Annotated in this window: 18 protein-coding genes; 13 read left to right on the forward strand and 5 right to left on the reverse strand. The window is 63.4% G+C overall.

Annotated features, from left to right (window positions below):
- Positions 1–66: 66 nt before the first annotated feature.
- Both purE and CXY82_RS13625 read left to right on the forward strand, forming a co-directional pair.
- Positions 67–534: a 5-(carboxyamino)imidazole ribonucleotide mutase gene (gene purE / locus CXY82_RS13620; protein WP_104100370.1), complete on the forward strand. Its 468-nt coding sequence runs from the start codon at positions 67–69 to the stop codon at positions 532–534.
- Positions 534–1,892, forward strand: coding sequence for an LCP family protein (locus CXY82_RS13625; RefSeq protein ID WP_104171441.1), 1,359 nt, complete (start codon positions 534–536; stop codon positions 1,890–1,892). The genes purE and CXY82_RS13625 overlap by 1 nt, the downstream gene beginning before the upstream one ends.
- A 50-nt stretch (positions 1,893–1,942) precedes the next feature.
- Here CXY82_RS13625 and CXY82_RS13630 read toward each other — a convergent pair whose 3' ends face one another.
- Genes CXY82_RS13630 through rfbB form a run of 3 tightly spaced genes read right to left on the reverse strand, consistent with a single transcriptional unit; the run spans position 1,943 to position 4,925 of the window.
- On the reverse strand, positions 1,943–3,088 hold the full coding sequence (locus CXY82_RS13630) for a glycosyltransferase family 1 protein (protein WP_104171386.1): 1,146 nt from the start codon (positions 3,086–3,088) through the stop codon (positions 1,943–1,945).
- Complete coding sequence (gene rfbD / locus CXY82_RS13635; protein ID WP_104171387.1) at positions 3,085–3,939, reverse strand: dTDP-4-dehydrorhamnose reductase; 855 nt, start codon at positions 3,937–3,939, stop codon at positions 3,085–3,087. The genes CXY82_RS13630 and rfbD overlap by 4 nt, the downstream gene beginning before the upstream one ends.
- The gene (gene rfbB / locus CXY82_RS13640) at positions 3,939–4,925 is read right to left on the reverse strand and encodes a dTDP-glucose 4,6-dehydratase (protein ID WP_104100325.1); all 987 of its coding nucleotides are present in this window, start codon (positions 4,923–4,925) and stop codon (positions 3,939–3,941) included. Before rfbB ends, rfbD begins: the two co-directional genes overlap by 1 nt.
- Positions 4,926–5,110: 185 nt before the next feature.
- On the opposite strand from rfbB, the gene CXY82_RS13645 reads away from it, so the two are divergent.
- From CXY82_RS13645 to CXY82_RS13665, 5 genes are all read left to right on the forward strand, one after another.
- On the forward strand, positions 5,111–6,130 hold the full coding sequence (locus CXY82_RS13645; protein ID WP_158252192.1) for a class I SAM-dependent methyltransferase: 1,020 nt from the start codon (positions 5,111–5,113) through the stop codon (positions 6,128–6,130).
- A gap of 44 nt (positions 6,131–6,174) precedes the next feature.
- A complete protein-coding gene (locus CXY82_RS13650) occupies positions 6,175–6,783 on the forward strand; it encodes a dTDP-4-dehydrorhamnose 3,5-epimerase family protein (protein ID WP_104171389.1) in 609 nt (202 codons plus the stop codon).
- A gap of 2 nt (positions 6,784–6,785) precedes the next feature.
- Positions 6,786–7,652, forward strand: coding sequence for a glucose-1-phosphate thymidylyltransferase RfbA (gene rfbA / locus CXY82_RS13655; RefSeq protein ID WP_104171390.1), 867 nt, complete (start codon positions 6,786–6,788; stop codon positions 7,650–7,652).
- 234 nt (positions 7,653–7,886) lie between these two features.
- Entirely contained in the window at positions 7,887–9,056 is a 1,170-nt protein-coding gene (locus CXY82_RS13660) for a polysaccharide pyruvyl transferase family protein (RefSeq protein WP_104171391.1), read from the forward strand.
- Positions 9,053–9,493: a hypothetical protein gene (locus CXY82_RS13665; protein WP_104171392.1), complete on the forward strand. Its 441-nt coding sequence runs from the start codon at positions 9,053–9,055 to the stop codon at positions 9,491–9,493. Before CXY82_RS13660 ends, CXY82_RS13665 begins: the two co-directional genes overlap by 4 nt.
- A 17-nt stretch (positions 9,494–9,510) precedes the next feature.
- Here CXY82_RS13665 and CXY82_RS13670 read toward each other — a convergent pair whose 3' ends face one another.
- Positions 9,511–10,413 (reverse strand): glycosyltransferase family 2 protein, encoded by a 903-nt coding sequence (locus tag CXY82_RS13670; protein ID WP_233194041.1) that lies wholly within the window; start codon positions 10,411–10,413, stop codon positions 9,511–9,513.
- 55 nt (positions 10,414–10,468) lie between these two features.
- Between CXY82_RS13670 and CXY82_RS13675 the strand changes: the two genes are divergently transcribed.
- The 5 genes from CXY82_RS13675 to CXY82_RS13695 all read left to right on the forward strand — a co-directional run bounded on the left by CXY82_RS13675 (position 10,469) and on the right by CXY82_RS13695 (position 18,853).
- Complete coding sequence (locus tag CXY82_RS13675; RefSeq protein ID WP_104171394.1) at positions 10,469–11,305, forward strand: ABC transporter permease; 837 nt, start codon at positions 10,469–10,471, stop codon at positions 11,303–11,305.
- Positions 11,302–12,048 (forward strand): ABC transporter ATP-binding protein, encoded by a 747-nt coding sequence (locus CXY82_RS13680; protein WP_104171395.1) that lies wholly within the window; start codon positions 11,302–11,304, stop codon positions 12,046–12,048. Before CXY82_RS13675 ends, CXY82_RS13680 begins: the two co-directional genes overlap by 4 nt.
- 99 nt (positions 12,049–12,147) lie before the next feature.
- Positions 12,148–14,664 carry a glycosyltransferase gene (locus CXY82_RS13685; RefSeq protein ID WP_104171396.1) on the forward strand — a complete coding sequence of 839 codons (2,517 nt, stop codon included), beginning with the start codon at positions 12,148–12,150 and terminating at the stop codon, positions 14,662–14,664.
- Positions 14,665–14,747: 83 nt separating this feature from the next.
- A complete protein-coding gene (locus CXY82_RS17120) occupies positions 14,748–16,805 on the forward strand; it encodes a hypothetical protein (RefSeq protein WP_146067645.1) in 2,058 nt (685 codons plus the stop codon).
- Positions 16,806–16,879: 74 nt separating this feature from the next.
- Complete coding sequence (locus tag CXY82_RS13695) at positions 16,880–18,853, forward strand: hypothetical protein (protein ID WP_146069135.1); 1,974 nt, start codon at positions 16,880–16,882, stop codon at positions 18,851–18,853.
- Here the strand turns inward: CXY82_RS13695 and CXY82_RS13700 are convergent.
- Complete coding sequence (locus tag CXY82_RS13700; RefSeq protein WP_199180971.1) at positions 18,840–19,292, reverse strand: GtrA family protein; 453 nt, start codon at positions 19,290–19,292, stop codon at positions 18,840–18,842. The two genes, CXY82_RS13695 and CXY82_RS13700, sit on opposite strands and share 14 nt — an antisense overlap.
- Before the next feature lie 190 nt (positions 19,293–19,482).
- Here CXY82_RS13700 and CXY82_RS13705 point away from each other — a divergent pair, with 190 nt between their 5' ends.
- Positions 19,483–20,439 carry a glycosyltransferase family 2 protein gene (locus tag CXY82_RS13705; RefSeq protein ID WP_233194042.1) on the forward strand — a complete coding sequence of 319 codons (957 nt, stop codon included), beginning with the start codon at positions 19,483–19,485 and terminating at the stop codon, positions 20,437–20,439.
- The last annotated feature ends 141 nt before the right edge of the window (positions 20,440–20,580 follow it).

Consider the following 20,580-nt stretch of genomic DNA (forward strand, 5'->3'; position numbering starts at 1 on the left):
ACAGACAACCCTGAGCTCGAGACCGCCCCGCGCGAGACCGCCCTGGTGCCGCTGGTCGGCGTCGTGATGGGCTCCGATTCCGACTGGCCGGTGATGAGCGACGCGGCGCAACTCCTGCGCGACTTCGACGTTCCCTTCGAGGTGCAGGTCGTTTCCGCGCACCGCACCCCGGAGAAGATGATCGCCTACGGCCAGAGCGCCCATGCGCGCGGCATCCGGGTGATCATCGCCGGCGCCGGCGGCGCCGCCCACCTGCCCGGCATGCTCGCGGCCGTGACCACCCTGCCGGTGGTGGGCGTGCCCGTTCCGCTGGGTCGGCTCGACGGCCTGGACTCGCTCCTGTCGATCGTGCAGATGCCGGCCGGGGTGCCCGTGGCCACCGTCTCCATCGGCGGAGCACGCAACGCCGGCCTGATCGCCGTCAAGGTCCTCGCCATCGCCGACGACTCCCTGCGGGTCAAGCTGCTCGGCTATCGGGAGATGCTCGCCGCACAAGTCGAGCAGAAGAACCTGGACCTGCAAGCAAAACTATGATCAGTGCACGCACGCCGATCCGGCATCCGGATCTCGGGTCCGCCCCGATCATGACCAAACGGGCCTGGTGGCTCGTCGTGCTCAACTTCGTGCTGCCCGGCTCCGCGCAGGTGCTGGCCGGCAACCGTCGGCTCGGCCGGTTCGGCCTCGGCATGACGCTCACGCTGCTCGCCCTCGCGGTGGTCGTGGGGGTCGTCTACACTTTCTGGCCTGCCGTCGCTCTGACCGTGTTCACCAACTCGATCGGCCTGTGGGCGGCCGCCCTGCTGCTGGCCTTCTCCGGTGTGGTCTGGCTGATCCTGTCCCTGGACACCCTGCGCCTCGTGCGGCTCGTTCGCGCCACCCCCAAGGCCCGCCCGATCATCGCCGGGCTCGCGACGGTGCTGATGGTGGGCGTGGTCGGCACGGCCGGGTACGGCGCGTACGTGGCCACGACGGCCAGCGGGTTCCTCTCCTCGGTCTTCGTGGCAGGCCCGACGGAGCCGCCCTCCGACGGCCGCTACAACATCCTGCTGCTCGGCGGCGACGCCGGCCCCGACCGTGAGGGTCTACGCCCCGACAGCATCTCCGTGGTCAGCATCGATGCGGAGACCGGCCAGGCCAGCATGATCGGCTTGCCGCGCAACCTGGAGGACGTGCCGTTCTCTGCGGGGCCACTCGCCGACCTGTACCCGGAAGGGTACGGATCGATCGACGGCTGTGAGGTCTCCGCGTGCATGCTGAACTCGATCTACACCGAGGTGGAGGTGAAGAGCCCGGAGATGTACCCGGATGCTGTCGGCAGCGGCAGCGAACCGGGCATCGAAGGCATGCGCGACGCGGCCCAGGGCGTGACCGGGCTGACGATCCAGTACTACGTATTGATCGACATGCAGGGATTCTCCGACCTCGTCGACGCGCTCGGCGGAGTCGACATCAACGTCGACCACCGTGTCCCCGTGCATACCGACGAGACCTTCACCGAGGTTGCCTTCTGGTTCGAGCCCGGCAGGCAGCACATGGACGGGTACCACGCCCTCTGGTACGCACGCTCACGCCATGACACGAGCGACTACGACCGGATGGTGCGGCAGCGGCAGGTGCAGGAGGCGATCCTGCAGCAGGCGAGCCCCGCCAACGTGCTGACGAAGTTCCAGGCAGTTGCATCGGCCGGCAGCCAGGTCGTGAAGACCGACATCCCTCAGGGCATGCTCGGCTATTTCACGCACCTGGCGTCGAAGACGAAGGCGCTGCCGATCCAGTCCGTCGAGTTGGTGCCGGAAAACGACATCGACCCGGAGGATCCCGATTACGACGTCATCCGCAGCCTGATCGAAGCCGCCCTGGTTCCGCCGCCCACGGCGGAACCGGCCCCGTAGGGCCGGTTGGGTCCGGGGTCGGTCGAACGGCCCCGGATTCGGTGGTGCTGTTACAGGTCCGCGTGCAGCAGCCAGATGCGCTCGGCGGAATCGCGCCAGGTGAAGGCCTGGGCTCGATCGCTACCGAAGATGCGCAGCCGGTTTGCGAGAGTGGTGTCGCTCAGCACCTGGGTGACGGCCGCAGCCAATCGCTCGGGGTACCCGGATGCATCCTCACGCTCGACGACCAGCCCCGCGTCGCCGGCGGCCTCGACCAGGGCCGGGGCGTCCGAATGCACGACCGGGGTGCCCAGGTAAAACGCTTGGATCATCGGCCCGGCGAAGCCTTCTTCCCGGCTGGGGTAGACGAACACGGCCGCCCGGGAGATGACCACGGCCAACTCTTCGTCGGTCAGCCCGTTCAGGGCGCGCACCCGGCCCCACGGGAGGCCGGCCTCGTCGGCGACGGATGCCACGTCGAGCTCACCCCAGGCGGCCGGTCCCAGAACGATCAGCGGGAGATCCGGCGCTCCCGGCAGGCCCAGGGCGGTGATCAGCGCCGTGATGGCCTTCCGCGGCTCGAGCGTGCCGACGGTGACGATGTACTCGTTCGGCAACGCCAGGCGTTCCGCGATGATCTCCGTCGCGGAGGAGTTCGACGGAAGGCGGAGGCCGCTGCCGATTCCGCCGCCGATCACCCGCACGCGGTCGCCGAGGTCGACGATGTTCGCGAGCTGGTGGGCCACGGCGTGGCTGGGGACCACGATCGCATCCGCGTGTTTGCGGGCGCGTTTGACCATGACCTTCGTCCAGGCGACGGTCGCCGGAGTGAGCGCCTCCGGATGCGTCCAGGCCAGCACGTCGTGAATGGTGACGGTCACCTGGGTGCCGTCGTTGACGATGCTGTGCTTGCGCAGAGGCGCCAGCAGGGAGGGGGCATGGATCATGCCCGACCCGGAACTGTTGGCTATGCCCAGTTGCCAGGCCGCCGTGAGCTCGCGCCGCGGCAAGGTGGTCTTGTGCAGACTGGCCAGACCCGGCAGGGACGCCTCGACCCTGGCGTAGTGCTCGGCCGACGACGACGACACGATTCCTTCGACGTCGCAATCGGCCGGCGCCGCCGCGATCAGGGCCCGGGTCAGTTCTTCGGTGTAACGCCCGATGCCGCCCGGGACCGGCGCAATCATCTGGTCCAGGACGACTCTCAGTGTGGTCATTGGTCCGCGAAGATCCCCTGCTCGGCCGCCGCGGCCAGAGCCTCGCGCCAATCGCGAATGGGGGACAGCCCGGCGGCAGCCCAGGCATCGTGGCCGAGCACCGAATACGAGGGCCGGGGGGCCGGGCGCACGAACTGCGAACTGTCGGTCGGGGTGACCCGTTCAGGGTCAAGGCCGGCTGTGGCGAAGACGGCACGGGCGAAGCCGAACCAGCTCGTCACTCCGGAGCTGGTGCCGTGGTAGATGCCGGCGGGGGCGTCGGAATCGAGCAAGGCGACGATCTGCGCGGCCAGGTCAGCGGTCCAGGTTGGCTGACCGACCTGGTCGTCGACGACGCTGAGGGTGTCGCGGGCTGCAGCCAGCTTCAGCATGGTCTTGGGGAAGTTCGGGCCGTGTTGGCCGTAGAGCCAGGCCGTGCGCACGATGTAGCTGCCCGCCGGGTGTTCCTGCAGCACGAACGCCTCGCCGGCGGCCTTGGTGCGGCCGTAGGCGGAGATCGGGTCGATCTCGGTGTCCTCCGCGTAGGGCGCGGTGGCGCTGCCATCGAACACGTAGTCGGTCGAGATCTGCACGAGCTTCGCCCCGGTGGCGGATGCGGCCAGCGCCAGGTTGTGGGGGCCGGTCGCGTTGATCGCGTACGCGGCATCCTCATTCGTCTCGGCGTCGTCCACCTGCGTGTATGCGGCGGCGTTGATGATGACGTCGTAGCCGACGACCTGAGCCAGAACCGCGGCCCGGTCGGTGATGTCCAGGTCGGTGCGGTCGAACGCTGTGACGTCGCGGCCGGCGAGCATGGCCTGCAGGTCGCGTCCGAGCATCCCGGCCGCGCCGGTGATCAGATAGCGGGTCATCAGCTCAATGCCGCACGGGCCTTGAGCGGCTCCCACCAGGTGCGGTTGTCGCGGTACCACTGCACGACGTCCGCGAGCCCCTGCTCGAACGGAACGAGGGGCGCGTAGCCGAGTTCGGCCTGGATCTTCGAGATATCCACGGAGTAGCGCAGGTCGTGGCCGAGGCGGTCGGCGACGCGGTCGACGTAGGACCAGTCCTTGCCGGTGGAGTCGAGCAGCATCTGCGTGAGCTCCTTATTGGTCAGCTCGGTGCCGCCGCCGATGTTGTAGATCTCACCGGCGCGGCCGCCGACGAGCACCATCGCGATGGCGCGAGTGTGGTCGTCCACGTGCAGCCAGTCACGGATGTTGTTTCCCTCGCCATAGAGGGGAACGTGCAAGCCGTCGATCAGGTTGGTGACGAACAGCGGGATGACCTTCTCCGGGAAGTGGTACGGCCCGTAGTTGTTCGAGCAGCGCGTGATCGAGATATTCAGACCGTGCGTGCGGTGGTAGCTGCGCGCGAGCAGGTCGCTGCCGGCCTTCGACGCGGAGTAGGGGGAGTTCGGCTCCAGCGCGCGCTCCTCGTTCCACGATCCCTCGGCGATGGAGCCGTAGACCTCGTCGGTGGAGACGTGCACGAACCGGGCCAGGTCGTGGCGGAGCGCTGCGTCGAGCAGCTGCTGGGTGCCGAGCACGTTCGTCTCGACGAAGATCGACGCGTCGCGCACGGAGCGGTCCACGTGGGATTCTGCGGCGAAGTGCACCACGGCGTCGAGAGAGGGGAAGAGCTCGTCGAGCAGTGCGGCGTCACGGATGTCGCCGTGCACGAACGAGTAACGCGGGGACCCGGCGACCGGGGCCAGGTTCTCGAGGTTGCCCGAGTAGGTGAGGGCGTCGAGCACGACGACCTCGGCTCCTTCGAGGCCCGGGTAGGCGTCTTCGAGGGTGCGCCGAACAAAGTTCGAGCCGATGAAACCGGCTCCGCCGGTGACGAGGATCTTCATATGGAGGTAACCGTTCCGTTTGATGAAAGTGCCCCCGCGATTCTACCGGAACGCGCTTGGGGAAACGGCCGACAGCAAGAGCTCAACTGCCGTATCTTCGACCGCCCAGGCCACGACAACTGGGACTGATAGCCTCAATCAGGGAAGCAGTTGCTTGCCGTGCATTAATATTGGAGGGCTCAAACGTGGATGAAATCCGGTCAGACTCGAATGGTCTGGAAGGTGATACTCGACCTTCTGCTTCCTGGATCAGCGACACGTCGTACTGGATTCCGCGCCATTTTGTCGAGTCAGCTTGGTTGGAGCATGCCCCGTTCGCATTCTGGCTGGTGGATGCAATTAGGCCGACCGCTATTGCCGAACTCGGCACGCACAACGGCTTCTCGTATTTTGTCTTCTGCGAAGCAATCGCTCGATTGGGGTTGCTTGCCAAGACCTTCGCACTTGACAGCTGGCAGGGTGATGATCAAGCCGGATTCTATGGCTCTGAGGTCTACGAAAGCGTCAGCACGATCAATGGAGCTGACTACTCTGCCTTCTCAACACTGCTGCGCGGTTATTTTGATGACAGCCTCGAATCGATTCCGGACGGCTCAATCGATCTCCTCCACATCGACGGCAGGCACGGGTACGACGACGTGCGTCACGATTTCGAGGCTTGGCGCCCGAAGCTCACAAATCGGGGCGTCGTGATTTTTCACGATATCGCGGAGCACCAGGAGGGTTTCGGTGTGTGGCGATTCTGGAAAGAGCTCACCGCGCAATATCCGTCGTTCGCTTTTGACCACGGTCATGGATTAGGCGTGTTGGCGGTCGGTGGCGACATACCTCAGCGCCTGCACGAATTCCTCGAGGTGGGCCTCGTGAAGGCGAGTGAGATCAAGGAGTTCTACGAGTTGCGAGGGGCAGCTATCGGTGAACTGTATGACCGGGGTGTGCGAGCAGCAGAAGTGCCTCTGCTCAAGGGGGAGCTGGAAGCCGTAAAGGGTGAGCTGGCATCCGTGAAGGGTGACCTGGCATCAGTGAAGGCCGGACTGGAAGTCGCTGGGCAGCAAAGCGATGAACAAGACCGCGTCATTGCGGTGTATGCGAGCGAGCGCCTTGGCCTGCTGGATCAGATCAAGAGGATTCACCAGAGCACGAGCTGGAAAGTCACGAGGCCGCTTCGCCTTCTGAGCGCCGCGGTCCGTCGCCCCCGGGGCTGACTGGCCGTGCTCTTAGCCTGAGCCCGATGGGTAGACTGCCAACCGTGAAGATCCGCGAACTCTCCATCCCTGATTCCTACGAAATCACTCCCAGGCAGTTTGGGGACGACCGGGGGGTTTTCCTCGAGTGGTACCGCTTCGACCGTCTTGAGGAGACGATCGGGCATCGCCTCGAGATCGCCCAGGCCAACACGTCGGTGTCCAAGCGCGGTTCCGTGCGTGGCATCCACTTCGCCGACATCCCGCCGAGCCAGGCTAAGTACGTCACGGCCGCGCACGGCGCTGTGCTCGACTTCGTCATCGACATCCGTGTGGGCTCCCCGACCTTCGGCCAGTGGGACAGCGTTCTGCTCGATGACACCGACCGCCGCGCGATCTACATCGCCGAGGGCCTCGGTCACTGCTTCGTGGCACTCACCGACAATGCCACGGTCAGCTACCTGGTCACCGCCCCGTTCAACCCGGGACGCGAGCACGGCATCAACCCCCTCGACTCGGACATCGGCCTGGTCTTCCCGCCCGAAGCCGGAGAACTGCTTCTGTCCCCAAAGGACACGGACGCCCCAAGCCTGACCGAAGCCGCTGCCAGCGGCCTGCTGCCCACCTGGGCCGACGCCCGGGCGTTCTACACCTCCCTGAACGAAGGAAAGTAACAATGCGTGGAATCATCCTCGCCGGCGGCTCTGGCACCCGCCTGTGGCCCATCACCAAGGGCATCTCCAAGCAGCTGATGCCCATTTACGACAAGCCGATGATCTATTACCCCCTGTCGACGCTGATGATGGCGGACATCAAGGAAATCCTGATCATCACGACGCCGGAGTACAACCAGCAATTTCAGGCGCTGCTCGGCGACGGCTCCGAGCTCGGCATTCACATCGAGTACGCGGTGCAGGAATCTCCCGACGGCCTCGCACAGGCATTCATCATCGGTGAGGACTTCATCGGCGATCAGAGCGTGGCGCTCGTTCTCGGCGACAACATTTTCCACGGTGCGGGCCTGGGTTCTGCCCTCCGTGGCAACGCAACACTCGAGGGTGCACGCATCTTCGCCTACCACGTATCCAACCCGCACGCCTATGGCGTCGTCGAGTTCGACAAGTCGATGACAGCGCTTTCGATTGAAGAGAAGCCGCTCAAGCCCAAGAGCAACTACGCCGTTCCCGGCCTCTACTTCTACGACAACCGGGTCGTCGAGATCGCGAAGACCATCGAGCCCTCTGCGCGTGGCGAACTCGAGATCTCTACGATCAACGAACGGTACCTGCAGCAGGGCGACCTGCACGTGCAGGTGCTCGACCGTGGCACAGCCTGGTTGGACACCGGGACATTCGAGTCCATGATGCAGGCCTCTGAGTACGTGCGCGTGATCGAAGACCGCCAGGGCTTCAAGGTCGGCTGCATCGAGGAAATCGCCTGGCGCGCGGGCTGGATTGACGACGCTCAACTTGCTAAGCTCGCCGCCCCCCTGGTCAAGAGCGGCTATGGCTCCTACCTGATGACACTCGTCTGGCAGGGCTAAGACTAGCCGGCAGGCTAGCTCAGCTGGACGTGCCGATAGCCAGCAAGGGGCGGTAAAGCCTGAGGTCGATTGTGCTGCGGAACTGATCGTGATCCGACTGTGGTCAGCGCGCCGGGACAGCCGACCCTGAGCAGGATTCGCCCGGAATACGCCGTCGGCGTGGCTTCGGCTAGAGTAATTGATTCGTTGGGGGGCGTACGCGAAGGGACCACCCACTTTTTGTCCAAATCCAGTATGACTGCCCAGGTGCTGCTCGTCGGCGCGTACGAGCGAGACAACTTTGGTGACCTACTCTTCTACGAGCTCACTCGGGAATACTTCGACGGGCACACTGTGCTGGCCGGCAGTGTCATCGGGGCCGACATGACTCGACTCATCGGAATCCGTGTGCACCCGCACAACGACCTGCTCGCCACCCGCGCCTTCGATCTGGTCTGGGTCGTCGGCGGCGAGATCGGCGGTGTCGACACCCGCGGGGCGCTGGCGATGTCGCTCAGTGACGAGGACGGCAGCGTCTTCGACGGTGCGGGCATGCGCGGCAAGGAACTTATTGCACGCTTCCTTTCGGGCGCGGGGGCGGACGCCCCGGCCTACCTGCCGGTGCTGTCACGCTTTCCTGCGAACGCCGATACGCCTCTCGTGCTGAACTCCGTTGGCTTGGGCAACCTGCGCCCGGCGATCACGGCGGCCGGCGCAGGAACCGTCGCCGACCCCGCTATCCCTGTCATCAGGGGTGCCGCCGAGGTGGTCGTGCGAGACAGCGCCTCTCTCGAGGTGGCGGGTTCGATCGGCACACCGGCGCGGCTGGTGCCGGACATGGTGCACGCGATCAGCCTGCGGCATCCCGAACTCGCCCTGCCTAGCTCGGCGGGGGCGACCCCGTTCTTCGTCTTCCAGTGCAACGCGCACCTGATCCTCGAGTACGGTGCGGAAGCGATCGCGCAGGCGCTCGCCTCGGTGGCTGCGGTAACAGGCTGGAGGCCGGCATTCTTCTTGGCTGGAACCGCCCGGCACCACGACCGCGCCGACCAGTACGCGGAAATCACCGCCACACTCAAACGCATCTCGCCGAATCTGGTGCCGATGACAATGAAGAGCCGTCGCCCCGTCGCCCTCGCCTCCTTCATCGCCCGTTCGCAGCTGTGGGTCGGGTCGTCTCTTCACGGCCGCATCATCTCGGGGTCCTTCGGGCTGCCCCGGGTTAGCCTGACGAACGCCAAGGTGGAGACCTACGCGGCGACATGGGACTCCGTGTTTCCGGTGGGCGTCGGAATCGAGAACCTCGGCGCCGCCGTCTCGGAGGCGATCGCGATCGCCTCCCGACCCGCCGCGGTTCAGGCTTCTGCCGACCTCGCCCGGCTGGCCGACCGATCAACGTGCGCCTTGGTCGAGGAGTTCCTGTGAGCGACAGGCTCCCGCCGATCGGGGACAGTGCCGGCACCGGCGGCGGCGCTGACTTCGACAACGGCACGACCAGCGTGTTACTGCTGCACCAGCTGGATCGCCAGCGTGCCGCGATGATCGGGGCGGTCAGAGACTACGAGCTGCGGCTCGGGCGGGAGACCGACCGGATTCGCGGGCTCGAGGCCGATATCAATGCCGAATGCGGCCGGTCCGGCGAACTGCGCGCGGTCGAAGACGAGCTGCGCGCCGAACTGCAACAGGCCCGGCTGGCCCGCGAAGCGGGGGAGGCCGAAAACCGACGGCGTCAGGAGGAGAACGACGCGCTCCGGGATACGATCGACGAGATCGCCGGCAGCCGGTCGTGGCGAATTACTCGGCCGATGCGATCCCTCTCCCGTGGGGCAAAGCGACTTGGCGGCCCGGCGCACGACGCCTGACCCAAGGTTGGCCGACCTCAGTGCGAGATTCGACGCTCCACGAGGCGTGAGCGCACAAGCAAGGCGAGGTTCAGGGCGGCGCGCACCGGCCAGAGTAACGGCCCGGAGTACTTGCGGGTGAGGAAGCGCCGCGCGCTGTCGTGGTGCGCGCGAGACATCCGCCGGGAGTCGGTGTTGGTGGAGTGTGCACCGGTGTGCACGACAGTAGCCGCCGGCTCATAGACGTTGCGCAGCCCCAACCGGCCGATACGGTAACCGAGATCCACGTCTTCGAAGTACATGAAGTAGCTCTCGTCGAAACCGCCCAGCCGTTCAAACACCGACCGCCGCACGATCAAGAACGCCCCGGACAGCCAGCCGGCATCTCGTCGCACGGCCGCTTCTCCGGTCTCACGGCGGTAGCCACGCGTCCAGGGATTGTTCGGCCACAGGGTACCGAAGAGCGCATGCCCGACTCCTGAACCCAGCGAGGGGATCGAGCGCGCCGATGGGTAAAGGGATCCGTCGGCTGAGAGGATGCGCGGGCCGACTGCGGCTACGAGGTCCTGGCCGCGCACGCTCTCGAGCAGGGTATCGATGGCGCCGGCAGTGACGGTGACGTCGGGGTTGCTCACGACGATCCACTCGATGTCGCCGGGCAGGCTTGCGACCGCGCGGTTGATGGCACCGCCGTAGCCGTGATTCGCGTCGAGACGCAGGTACGTGGCCCCAGCGGCAGAGGCGAGGGAGCGGACGGTGTTTCCGGCGGCATCCGCCTTGTTGTCAATGACGACGACCGTCAGTGGATGCGCGGATGCGGCTGGAAGGGAAGCGAGGAAGGGGCGGAGCACGTCTTCGGAGCCGAAGCTGACGGTGACGACTGCGACCAGCGTGTCGCGTGGAGGCGTGTCAGATGAAATGGCCATATCTTCATTCACCATACTTCTAGGCTAGGTTGGTCTGCGGCCATACCGATCGGCCACTCAGCGAGGTTACATGCGATATCTGAACGAAGTTTTCGCTTCGCGGGAACTCTTGGCCAATCTCACCCTCCGGGAGATCAGAGGCCAATACAAGCGAACCGTCTTCGGGCAGCTATGGTCCTTGGTGAACCCGCTAGCCACGATGCTTGTCTACACGCTCGTGTTCGGCTTCTTCCTGAGGGTGGAACCCGAGCCCGGAAACCCCAGCGGCCTCGACGTCTTCGCTGTCTGGCTGATGTGCGGCCTGCTGCCATGGTCCTTCTTCGCAAACGTCGTGCAGCAGGGCATGGGGGCGATCATTGGCAATGCCGGCCTCGTTCAGAAGGTGTATTTCTCCCGCATCGTGCTGCCGCTCTCCAAGGTCGGCTCTGTCGGCTACAACTGGCTCCTGGAGATGGGCGTACTGATCCTCGTGCTGGCGCTGTGCGGCTCGTTCATCTGGCCGTGGATCCCGTTCACGCTAGTGATGATGGTCGTGCTCGCGTTCTTCGCTGCCGGACTTTCGCTGATGCTCGCCGTCGCCAACGTGCACTTCCGCGATACCCAGTACCTCGTCGGCATCGTCTTCCAGATCTGGTTTTACTTGACCCCGATCATTTACCCGATCAGTCTGGTGCAAGTGCAATCGGATGCGAACGGTGGGCTCTTCGGAACGCCAATCACGCTCATGGACATCTACAAAATCAACCCGCTCGAACACTTCGTCATGATCTTCCGGAACCTGATGTACGACAACCGGATGCCTAGCGGGCGAGAAGTTCTTCTCTGCGTGGTCTGGGCCTTCGGCTCCATGGTCGTCGGCGTCTGGGTCTTCCGCCGCAGCGAAAAGAAACTGGCTGAATTACTATGATCGACAGTGCCGTACACGTTGACAACGTCAGCAAGCGATTCCGCCTGTACCACGAGCGCAACCAGTCCATCAAGTCGGCCATCATGCGTGGCCGGCGTTCGGTGCACGAGGACTTCTGGGCGCTGACCGATGTGACCTTCGACGTTCCGACTGGGTCTACCTTCGGCCTGATCGGCAGCAACGGTTCCGGCAAATCGACGTTACTCAAGTGCCTCGCCAAGATCTACTACCCCGAGAAGGGGTCGATCTCCTACAAGGGCCGCATCGCCGCCCTACTCGAGGTTGGTTCGGGATTCCACCCGGAACTGTCCGGCCGGGAGAATGTCTTCTTGAACGGGTCAATCCTGGGCATGTCGAAGAAGGAAATCACCCGTAAGTTCGACGAGATCGTCGATTTCTCCGGGGTAGAGAACTTCATCGACCAGCCGGTGAAGAACTACTCGTCCGGCATGTACGTGCGACTCGGGTTCGCGATCGCGATCAACGTCGAGCCCGACGTGCTCGTGGTCGACGAGGTGCTTTCGGTCGGCGACGCCAGCTTCCAGGACAAGTGCCGTCAGAAGTTCATCGATTTCAAGGACGCCGGAAAGACCGTCGTGCTCGTAAGCCACTCCATGGGACAAGTGGAGGACATGTGCGATTCCGCAGCGTGGCTGCGCAAGGGCGAGCTCGTGATGGTCGGCGACGCAAAACCGACCATCAAGGCCTACCTTGACTCGCTGCAGAGCGAGGAGCGCGAGTAGCTTGCCCGCGCTGTTGCGACGGGACTAAAAGCGACCAGGGCAATCCGCCCGATTTTTCAGGTTTTCAAGGCCTTCCGGCCGGGAATGAGCGAGGTAGAAATGAAGAAACGACGTGCAGGTGTCGTATCCGTCGTACTGGTCAACTTTCGTGGAGCGGAAGACACGCTCGAGTGCATCGAAGGACTGTTCGGACTGAACTGGCCGATGGAACTGCTCGAGATCGTGGTCGTTGAAAACGGCTCCGGTGATGACAGCATGGCCACGCTCAAGGCTGTGGCCGATCGGGTGACCATCGTCGAATCCAAGGAAAACCGCGGGTTCACAGGCGGCTGCAACGTCGGTGTCGAACGCTCTACCGGCGAATACGTTGCGTTCCTGAACAATGACGCCAAGCCGCACCCGGACTGGATTTCCGAGGCCATCGCCACATTTGCCCAGGGTGCAGACATCGCTGCTGTGGCGAGCAAGGTTCTCGACTGGGACGGCGTCAACGTCGACTATCTCGACGCGGCCGTCACCTGGTACGGCATGGGCTACAAGCCCCACGCCGGCGAGAAGGACCGCGGCATCTGGGACGAAGAGAAGGACGTGCTCTTCGGAACCGGCGCGGCCATGTTCATCAAGGCTGACGTGTTCGAGGAGCTCGGAGGGTTCGACGACAACTTCTTCATGTTCTACGACGACGTCGACCTCGGCTGGCGGCTGAATCTGCTCGGCTACCGGTTCCGATTTCAGCCCAAGTCTCTTGCGTACCACAAGCACCACGCGTCGATGAACAAGTTCGGCAACTTCCGTGAGGAGTACCTACTGGAGCGCAACGCGCTCTATTCGCTGTACAAGAACCTCGATGATGACTCGCTCGCGCGGGTCTTTCCGGGCGCGTTGCTCCTCGCCACCCGACGTGCAATCGGCCGCGGCAATCTTGACTCGACCTCGCTGGACCTGCGCAAGCCCGGCGGAGACGACGAAGGAACCATGCCTGTGCCGAAGTCGACGATGGCGGGCATGTTCGCGATCGACCAGCTCGTCGAGCTGTTGCCGCAGATGACGCTGGCCCGCGCCCAGGTGCAGGCCTCGCGCCGCCGCACGGACCGCGAACTCGAGGGCCTCTTCGGCAACGTTGACGAGCCCGCTTACCCGATCGAGACGTACCTGCGCGGCTACGAGAAGATCGTCACGAGCCTCAACGTGCTGGCGACGCCAACCAAGCGCCGCATCCTGGTGATCACGGGTGACTCCGTCGGAAAGAAAATGGCCGGCCCGGCAATCCGTGCTTGGAACATTGCCAAGCTACTCTCCAACGAGCACGACGTACGCCTGCTCAGCATGACGCACGCCGAGTCACTCGACCCGGCCTTCGAGGTGGGCCTGATCTCGCACCACCGGCCGAGCTCCGTGATGGCCCACGAACACTGGGCTGACATCATCATCGTGCAGGGCCACGCACTCGCTTTGTTCCCCGCGCTCGCCACATCCACCAAGGTCATTGTCGTCGACATCTATGACCCGCTGCACCTTGAACAGCTCGAGCAGGGCCGGGGCAAGATCCTCGAGCTGTGGAACAAGCAGGTCAACGACGCTACGGATGCGCTCAACCACCAGCTGCTTCTCGGCGACTTCTTCCTCTGTGCCAGCGAACGCCAGCGGCACTTTTGGCTCGGCCAGCTCGCCGCTCTCGGTCGAATCAACGCTTACACCTACTCTCGGGACAGCGAGCTCGACTCGCTCCTCGCGATAGCGCCGTTCGGTATCTCGAGCGTCGACCCGGTGATGACCGAGCCGGCCATCCGCGGGGTCGTGCCCGGCATCGGCCAGGACGACAAGATCATCATTTGGGGCGGTGGAATTTACAACTGGTTCGACCCGGGAGTGCTTATCCGCGCCGTCGCGGAACTCTCTGTGGAACACCCCGACGTGCGGCTGTTCTTCATGGGCGTCAAACATCCCAACCCGGACGTTCCCGAGATGGAAGCCGTCGCCGAGGCCCGGGTCTTGTCCGAGTCGCTCGGTATGACGAATAAGCACGTCTTCTTCAACGAGTCCTGGGTCCCGTTCGATGAGCGCCAGAACTACCTGCTTGAGGCGAACTTAGGTGTATCCACCCACTTTCAGCATGTGGAAACCACCTTCTCGTTCCGAACACGCATCCTGGACTACCTGTGGGCCGGGTTGCCGATCGTCACGACTGAGGGTGACTCCTTCGGTGACCTCGTCGAAAAGGAGAAGTTGGGCGCGGCGATTCCCGAGCGGGACCAGTCCGCCCTCGTTGCAGCCCTCGCGAGCTACTTGTATGACCCCGCAGCGATTGAGAGCGCCCGCGCGAACGTGCACCGCGTGCGTGCGGAGTTCGTCTGGGAGAGCGCTCTTGAACCGCTGGTCGAATTCTGCCGTGAGCCCGTTCACGCGGCGGACAAGGCCTTCCCTCCTGGCCATGTCGGAACGAGAACAGGTGCCAAGGTTAAGCCGCTGGAGGCCACGCGCCGCAGCCCGCATACGGGTATCCGGAGAGACGTGGATCGAGCCGCCTATTACTTCCGCCAGGGTGGGGCGACGGCGGTCGTTGAACGTTTTCGGGCCCGGCTGGACCGCAAACGCGAAGTTCGCCTCGGCGGCTGAGAATCGGGTCAGGGGCCGTGTCGGTCCGGTAAGTATCCGTTCGCACCGTACACTTTGATCGGTCTCTCCGTTCGTGGTCGGCCATGATGGGGGAAACCGTGAAATTGTCCGCTGTGTTTCGTGTCTGCGCGGTTTCTCTAGTCCTCCTGCTGCTCGGTGCGGTCGTGGTCGCGGTTCCCCAGCGGGCGGAGGCGTTGACCGGCTCCGAGTTCGACCCGGGTTACATCATTTCCGACTCGCAGTTCTACACTCGTGATGCCATGTCGCAGGAACAGATTCAGAAATTTCTGGACGCGAAAATTGGAACTTGCACCAATTCGCTGTGCCTGAACATTTTGAAGGTCGACACGCCGACAACCACTCTTGGCTTCGGTACGTGCAACACATATTTTGGCGAGGCAGGAGAGCCGGCGGCCAGAATCATCTACAAGGTCCAGCAGGCGTGCGCAATCAGCGCCAAGGTTATTCTGGCTACGCTCCAAAAGGAGCAGGGGCTTGTCGAAGGTAAAATTGCCAAGGCTCCGACAAGTGCCGTGCTTCGGAAAGCTATGGGGCAGGGCTGCCCTGATACCTCGCAGTGTGACTCCGCATTTTATGGTTTCTTCATTCAGGTATTGACGGGCGTGCGGCAATTGGGGTGGTATGGAAACCCGGAAGGCTCGCACACTTCAATCAAAGTCGGCCAGAAAAATGCCGTGCGCTATCACCCCGATTTAACCTGTGGGTCAAGCGAAGTAGTCATCGCGAACAGGGCAACGGCCTCTCTGTACTACTACACGCCTTACCAGCCAAACGCGGCAGCATTGAATAACCTTGATGGAACCGGGGACGGTTGCTCGGCCTATGGAAACCGCAATTTTTGGGTGCACTACTCGAACTGGTTCGGTTCACCCACGGCAAGCAGAAATCCAATCGGCGGCTTTGACGTCACGCCCGTCTTCGGGGCGGTCACTCTCGGCGGCTGGGCCATCGACCGTGACACGACGGGTGCCGTTCGGATCGACGTCTACTCCGATGGACGCGGCCTGACCTCGTTCCCGGCCGATTCGAGCCGTCCCGACGTCGGAGCTGCGTACCCGGGGTACGGCGACAATCACGGAATCGTACGGACGGTCCCGCTCGATGCGGGAACGCACGAAATCTGCGTCTATGCCATCAATGTCGGCGTCGGTTCGAATACCTCCTTCGGCTGCCGGACGGTCCAGGTCAGCCAGGCCAGCCCGTTCGGCGACACGGCGGTGGCGGTCGCCCCGGGTGGGGTGCAGTTGCGGGGCTGGACCATCGACCCGGAGACTGCGGCCCCGCTCGATGTGCACGTCTACATCGACGGCAGAGGTCAGTCGATCAAGGCGGACAAGGCCCGCCCGGATGTCGGCCGAACCTACCCCGGTTACGGTGACAATCATGGCATTGATCAGCGTTTTGATCTCGCGCCCGGAAAGCACAGCGTGTGTGCGTTCGGGATCAATGTGGGCCAGGGCGGGAACACGCTGCTCGGCTGCTACGACGTGACGGTCCCTGCCGGCAGCCCGTTCGGCGGCACGGATGTGGCGGTGCTCCCGGGTGGGGTGCAGTTGCGTGGCTGGACCATTGATCCGGAGACTGCGGCCCCGCTCGATGTGCACGTCTATATCGATGGCAGAGGTCAGTCGATCAAGGCGGATAAGTCCCGCCCGGATGTCGGTCGGATTTTTGCCGGTTATGGCGATAATCATGGGATTGACCAGCGTTTTGATCTGATGCCCGGAAAGCACAGCGTGTGTGCGTTCGGGATCAACGTGGGCGAGGGCGGGAACACGTTGCTCGGCTGCTATGACGTGACGGTCCCTGCCGGCAGCCCGTTCGGCGGCACGGATGTGGCGCTGGTCCCGGGTGGGGTGCAGTTGCGTGGCTGGACCATTGATCCGGAGACTGCTTCGTCCCTCGATGTGCACGTCTACATCGATGGCAGGGGTCAGTCGATCAAGGCGGATAAGTCCCGCCCGGATGTCGGTCGGATCTTTGCCGGTTATGGTGATAACCATGGGATTGACCAGCGTTTTGATCTGATGCCCGGAAAGCACAGCGTGTGTGCGTTCGGGATCAACGTGGGCCAGGGCGGGAACACGCTGCTCGGCTGTTACGACGTGATGGTGCCGTGAAAGCTCGCTCAATGAGGAGTCGGCCTGGGCTCGTTCCCGCGCTCCGCCGTCGCAGTGCGGCGTCGGTGGCGGCGATGTCCCAGCTCACTCAACCGAGCCGGTACGGGCTGCCCAGCCTCTTCGTTTCGCTGTGGTTTCCCGCACTTCTGCTGATCGCCTGCATTCTGCTGGTCGCTTTCGGTGTCTCCGGGTCGTCGACGGGCGTGTACTGGTCGTACTTCGGCACCGGCCAGGACCCGTCCCTGCTCATGGGGGAGCCGCGACCGATTCGCAGTGATGAGTGGCTAGTTCAGTCCAGCTGGGTGATGTCTCAGTACCAGCAGGGGTTTGGGACCTTCAACCAGACTCTGCCGGGAGGAATGGACGCTACCGTTCAGAACGACCTGCCCACCCTCGACTGGTCGTCCATATTCAGGCCGCACCTACTGGGATTTCTTGCCCTCCCGCTGGACCAGGGGATGGCGGTGAGGTGGTGGCTTCCCGCTTGCGTGATGGTCGGTGCATGCTATTCGTTCGTGGTCAGCCTGCTGCCCAAGCACCCGCTGTCGGCTACGCTGCTCAGCGCGGCGCTCTTCCTGACCCCGGTCATCCAGTGGTGGTTCCTGCCCACCACCATCTGGCCGGTCGCCCTCGCGTTCCTGGCGATGACTGGAATCGTGTGGACCCTCCGACACCCGGCCAGGTGGGTTCGTGTCGTGTGGGCAGCCGCGATCGCCTACGTAGCCGTGGCCACCGCGATGTCGATCTATGCTCCGTTCATCGTGCCTGCCGCGTTGGTAGTCGTCTTCTTCCTCATCGGATTCAGTCTCTCTGAATCCAGAGACCAGGGTGTCCCGTTCCGGACGGTTCTGGTGCGGCTGGTGCCCTTGATCGCCGCCGGGGTCGGCGCCGCAGCGGTGCTGAGCCTGTGGATCGCCACCAGACTCGACACCATCCGGGCACTCTTCGAAACGGTCTACCCAGGCCAAAGATTCGAGAAGACGGGGACCGTGGGCCTGGAAGGCCTGATGGGACTCATGGGCGGGCCCTTTGACCAGGCCCTGCTGAACGATGGGGTTGAGGGACTGGGGGGGAACCAGTCCGAAGCCGCTTCGGTGCTTATGGTCGCTCTGTTCCTATTGGTTCCGCTGATCTGGTTGATCACTCAGCAGTGGGCCGAGAACCGGACGATCGATTGGCTGTCGATGTCGGTTGTGGCATGCACGTCTGTGATCCTGGCCTTCATGTTCCTGCCTGGTTGGGACAGCCTGGCCCACCTCCTGCTTCTGGACCGGAGTAGCGCATCACGTCTGCGACTGGGCCTGGCGATCCTGGGAATCGTCTCCGTTGTGGTCCTTTCCGAGCGCCTGTCGAAGGCGCGCATCAGGAGCGTGCCGTGGAGCGTCAGCTGGGTCACCTCCGGTGCCGTGCTGCTGAGCGTGGTCGTGCCCTGGGCTTACTTCAGGACTTCTGCCCCCGAGACGATCGCACTGTCACCGTCATGGAAGATCGCCGCCGTGTTGATAATCGTGTGCGCGGTCGCTTTTTCGCGACAGTGGATCTTTGCCGGGTCGGTGGCATTCCTGCTCGCATCGGCGATAGTCGGGCTGGGCGTCAACCCGCTCTACCTCGGTATCTTTGAGTTGAATGAGACAGCCGTCGGAACAGAAGTTCGGAAGATCGACTCCAGGGAGCCGGGGACCTGGGTCGGCATCGGCAGCTACGTGCCCACGGCTGTGCTCGTGCAATCCGGTGTTGAAGCCATGAACGGCGTCCAGACCTACCCGCCGGAGGAGATGTGGGACGAGATCGACCCCTCGGGGGAGTACGAGGACGTCTGGAACCGGCTCGCCAACGTCGGGTGGGAGCCAGGGTCAGGGGAGCCGACCGTTTCTAGCCCCGTGCGAGATCAAATTCGGATAACGTTCGATTCCTGCAGTTCATTCGGCCAGGATCGTGTGGACTACGTGCTGACGGACGCGCCCCTCGATCAGGAATGCGCGGTTCTGCTGGATGAGGTCAATGAGGGGCCGTCCCAGCACTTCATCTACCAAGTCACGCCGGGCTGAGGTCCGGATTCTTCGGGAATACCCACACGTTGTAGGAGAAGTACCGTAAAACGGTGGCAAGAATCTGGCCAACAATGGTTCCGGAGATGTTGTCGGAGACGGGATCTGCCAGGCCGAGAACATACCGCGAAAAGGCCAGACAGCCCAGCTGGACCAGAATCGCCACACCGTTGATTGCGATAAAGGCGAGGATGTGCCGGAAGGAAGTCTTCGTCTGGCGGTCACGGAAGGTCCACAGGTGGTTTCCGACATAAGTCGCAACGGACGCGGCCACGATGGAGATGATTTTAGCGGCGAGGGGCCAATCGAACATCGGACCCCGCTCTCCCCAGTAAACGAGAGCGTTGAACACGGCCGCGTCGATGATGAAGGCGGCCCCGCCGATGACCAGGAAGGCGCTTCCTTTCTTGGCGTGGTCCATCAACTGCCGTGACTTCAATGGAAAGCTCCTTGCTGTGGACTCGAGCTCCCGGGATGCCAGCGAAGCCTAGAGGAAACAGCATATCCAGAACGTCGGGCAGGGACTGCTTCGTCCGGGCGCGGACGAACTCTTTAATCGAGTACCCTGACAGGGGTCCTTTCGAGTCCGGGCCAGTCCAGTGTGGTCTCGATGAATCTAGTGATCGTGAGTGTCAAAGTTGAATATGTTCACCGGTGTGAAAATTGCTGTCATCGTCCCGTGCCATAACGAGGAGGCGGCAATCACCAAGGTGGTCACCGACCTGTTTCTGGCGTTGCCTGGCGCCGAGGTCTACGTCTATGACAACGTCAGCACGGACCGAACAGCGGAGCTGGCGCTGAAAGCCGGTGCGATTGTTCGCCACGAGGACACCAAAGGCAAGGGAAACGTCGTGCGTCGGGCTTTTGCCGATATTGAAGCCGACGTCTACCTGCTGATCGACGGGGACGACACCTACGACGTTCTCGCTGCACCCGGCATGGTCGAAGAACTTCTGAACGGCCCCTACGACCAGATTCTGGGCGTGCGCGAAGAGTCGTCGACATCTGCTTACCGACCAGGTCACTCCGCCGGCAACCGGGCTTTCAACGCTTTGGTCAGCGCGGTCTTCGGGCTCAGGGTCAACGACATGCTTAGTGGCTACCGCGTCTTCTCGCGTCGTTTCGTCAAGTCGTTCCCGGCAGTGTCGCACGAGTTCGAAATTGAGACTGAACTCACGGTTCACTCAATGAGCCTCCGTGTTCCCCAGACCGAGGTGAAAGTCGGCTTTCGCGATCGCCCGGAGGGCAGTGAAAGCAAACTGAATACATTCAGGGACGGGTTCAAAATCCTCGGCTTGATCGTCAACCTGACTCGGCACGAACGTCCGCTCTTTTTCCACGGCCTGCTGGCAAGCCTTCTGATCGTCGGCGCCGTTGTTCTCGGTGCGCCCGTTCTCCTCGAGTTCTTCGACACAGGACTCGTGCCGCGTCTTCCCACCGCTCTTCTTGCCTCGACTCTGGTCATTGTGGGAGCGTTCATCGGATTCGTCGGACTGATGCTAGACGGAATCACGAAATCCCGACGGGAACTCGCCCGACTGACCTACCTGGCCTACAGCGCCCCCAAACGTCCGGCAGGTCGCTGAGGGCCTCGTGACCAATTTGGTCCGGGCCTGGCGTTTGTGATGCCCGGGGCCCTGCGAAGGTCGAAAGCGTCTCCTCACGCGGTTGAAACCGCAGTGAGCGACGGACGCCGAACAGGCACCTTCTGGACGGCGTTCGTCTTC

It is taken from the genome of Cryobacterium sp. M23, assembly GCF_002929655.1.
Classification (GTDB): domain Bacteria; phylum Actinomycetota; class Actinomycetes; order Actinomycetales; family Microbacteriaceae; genus Cryobacterium; species Cryobacterium sandaracinum.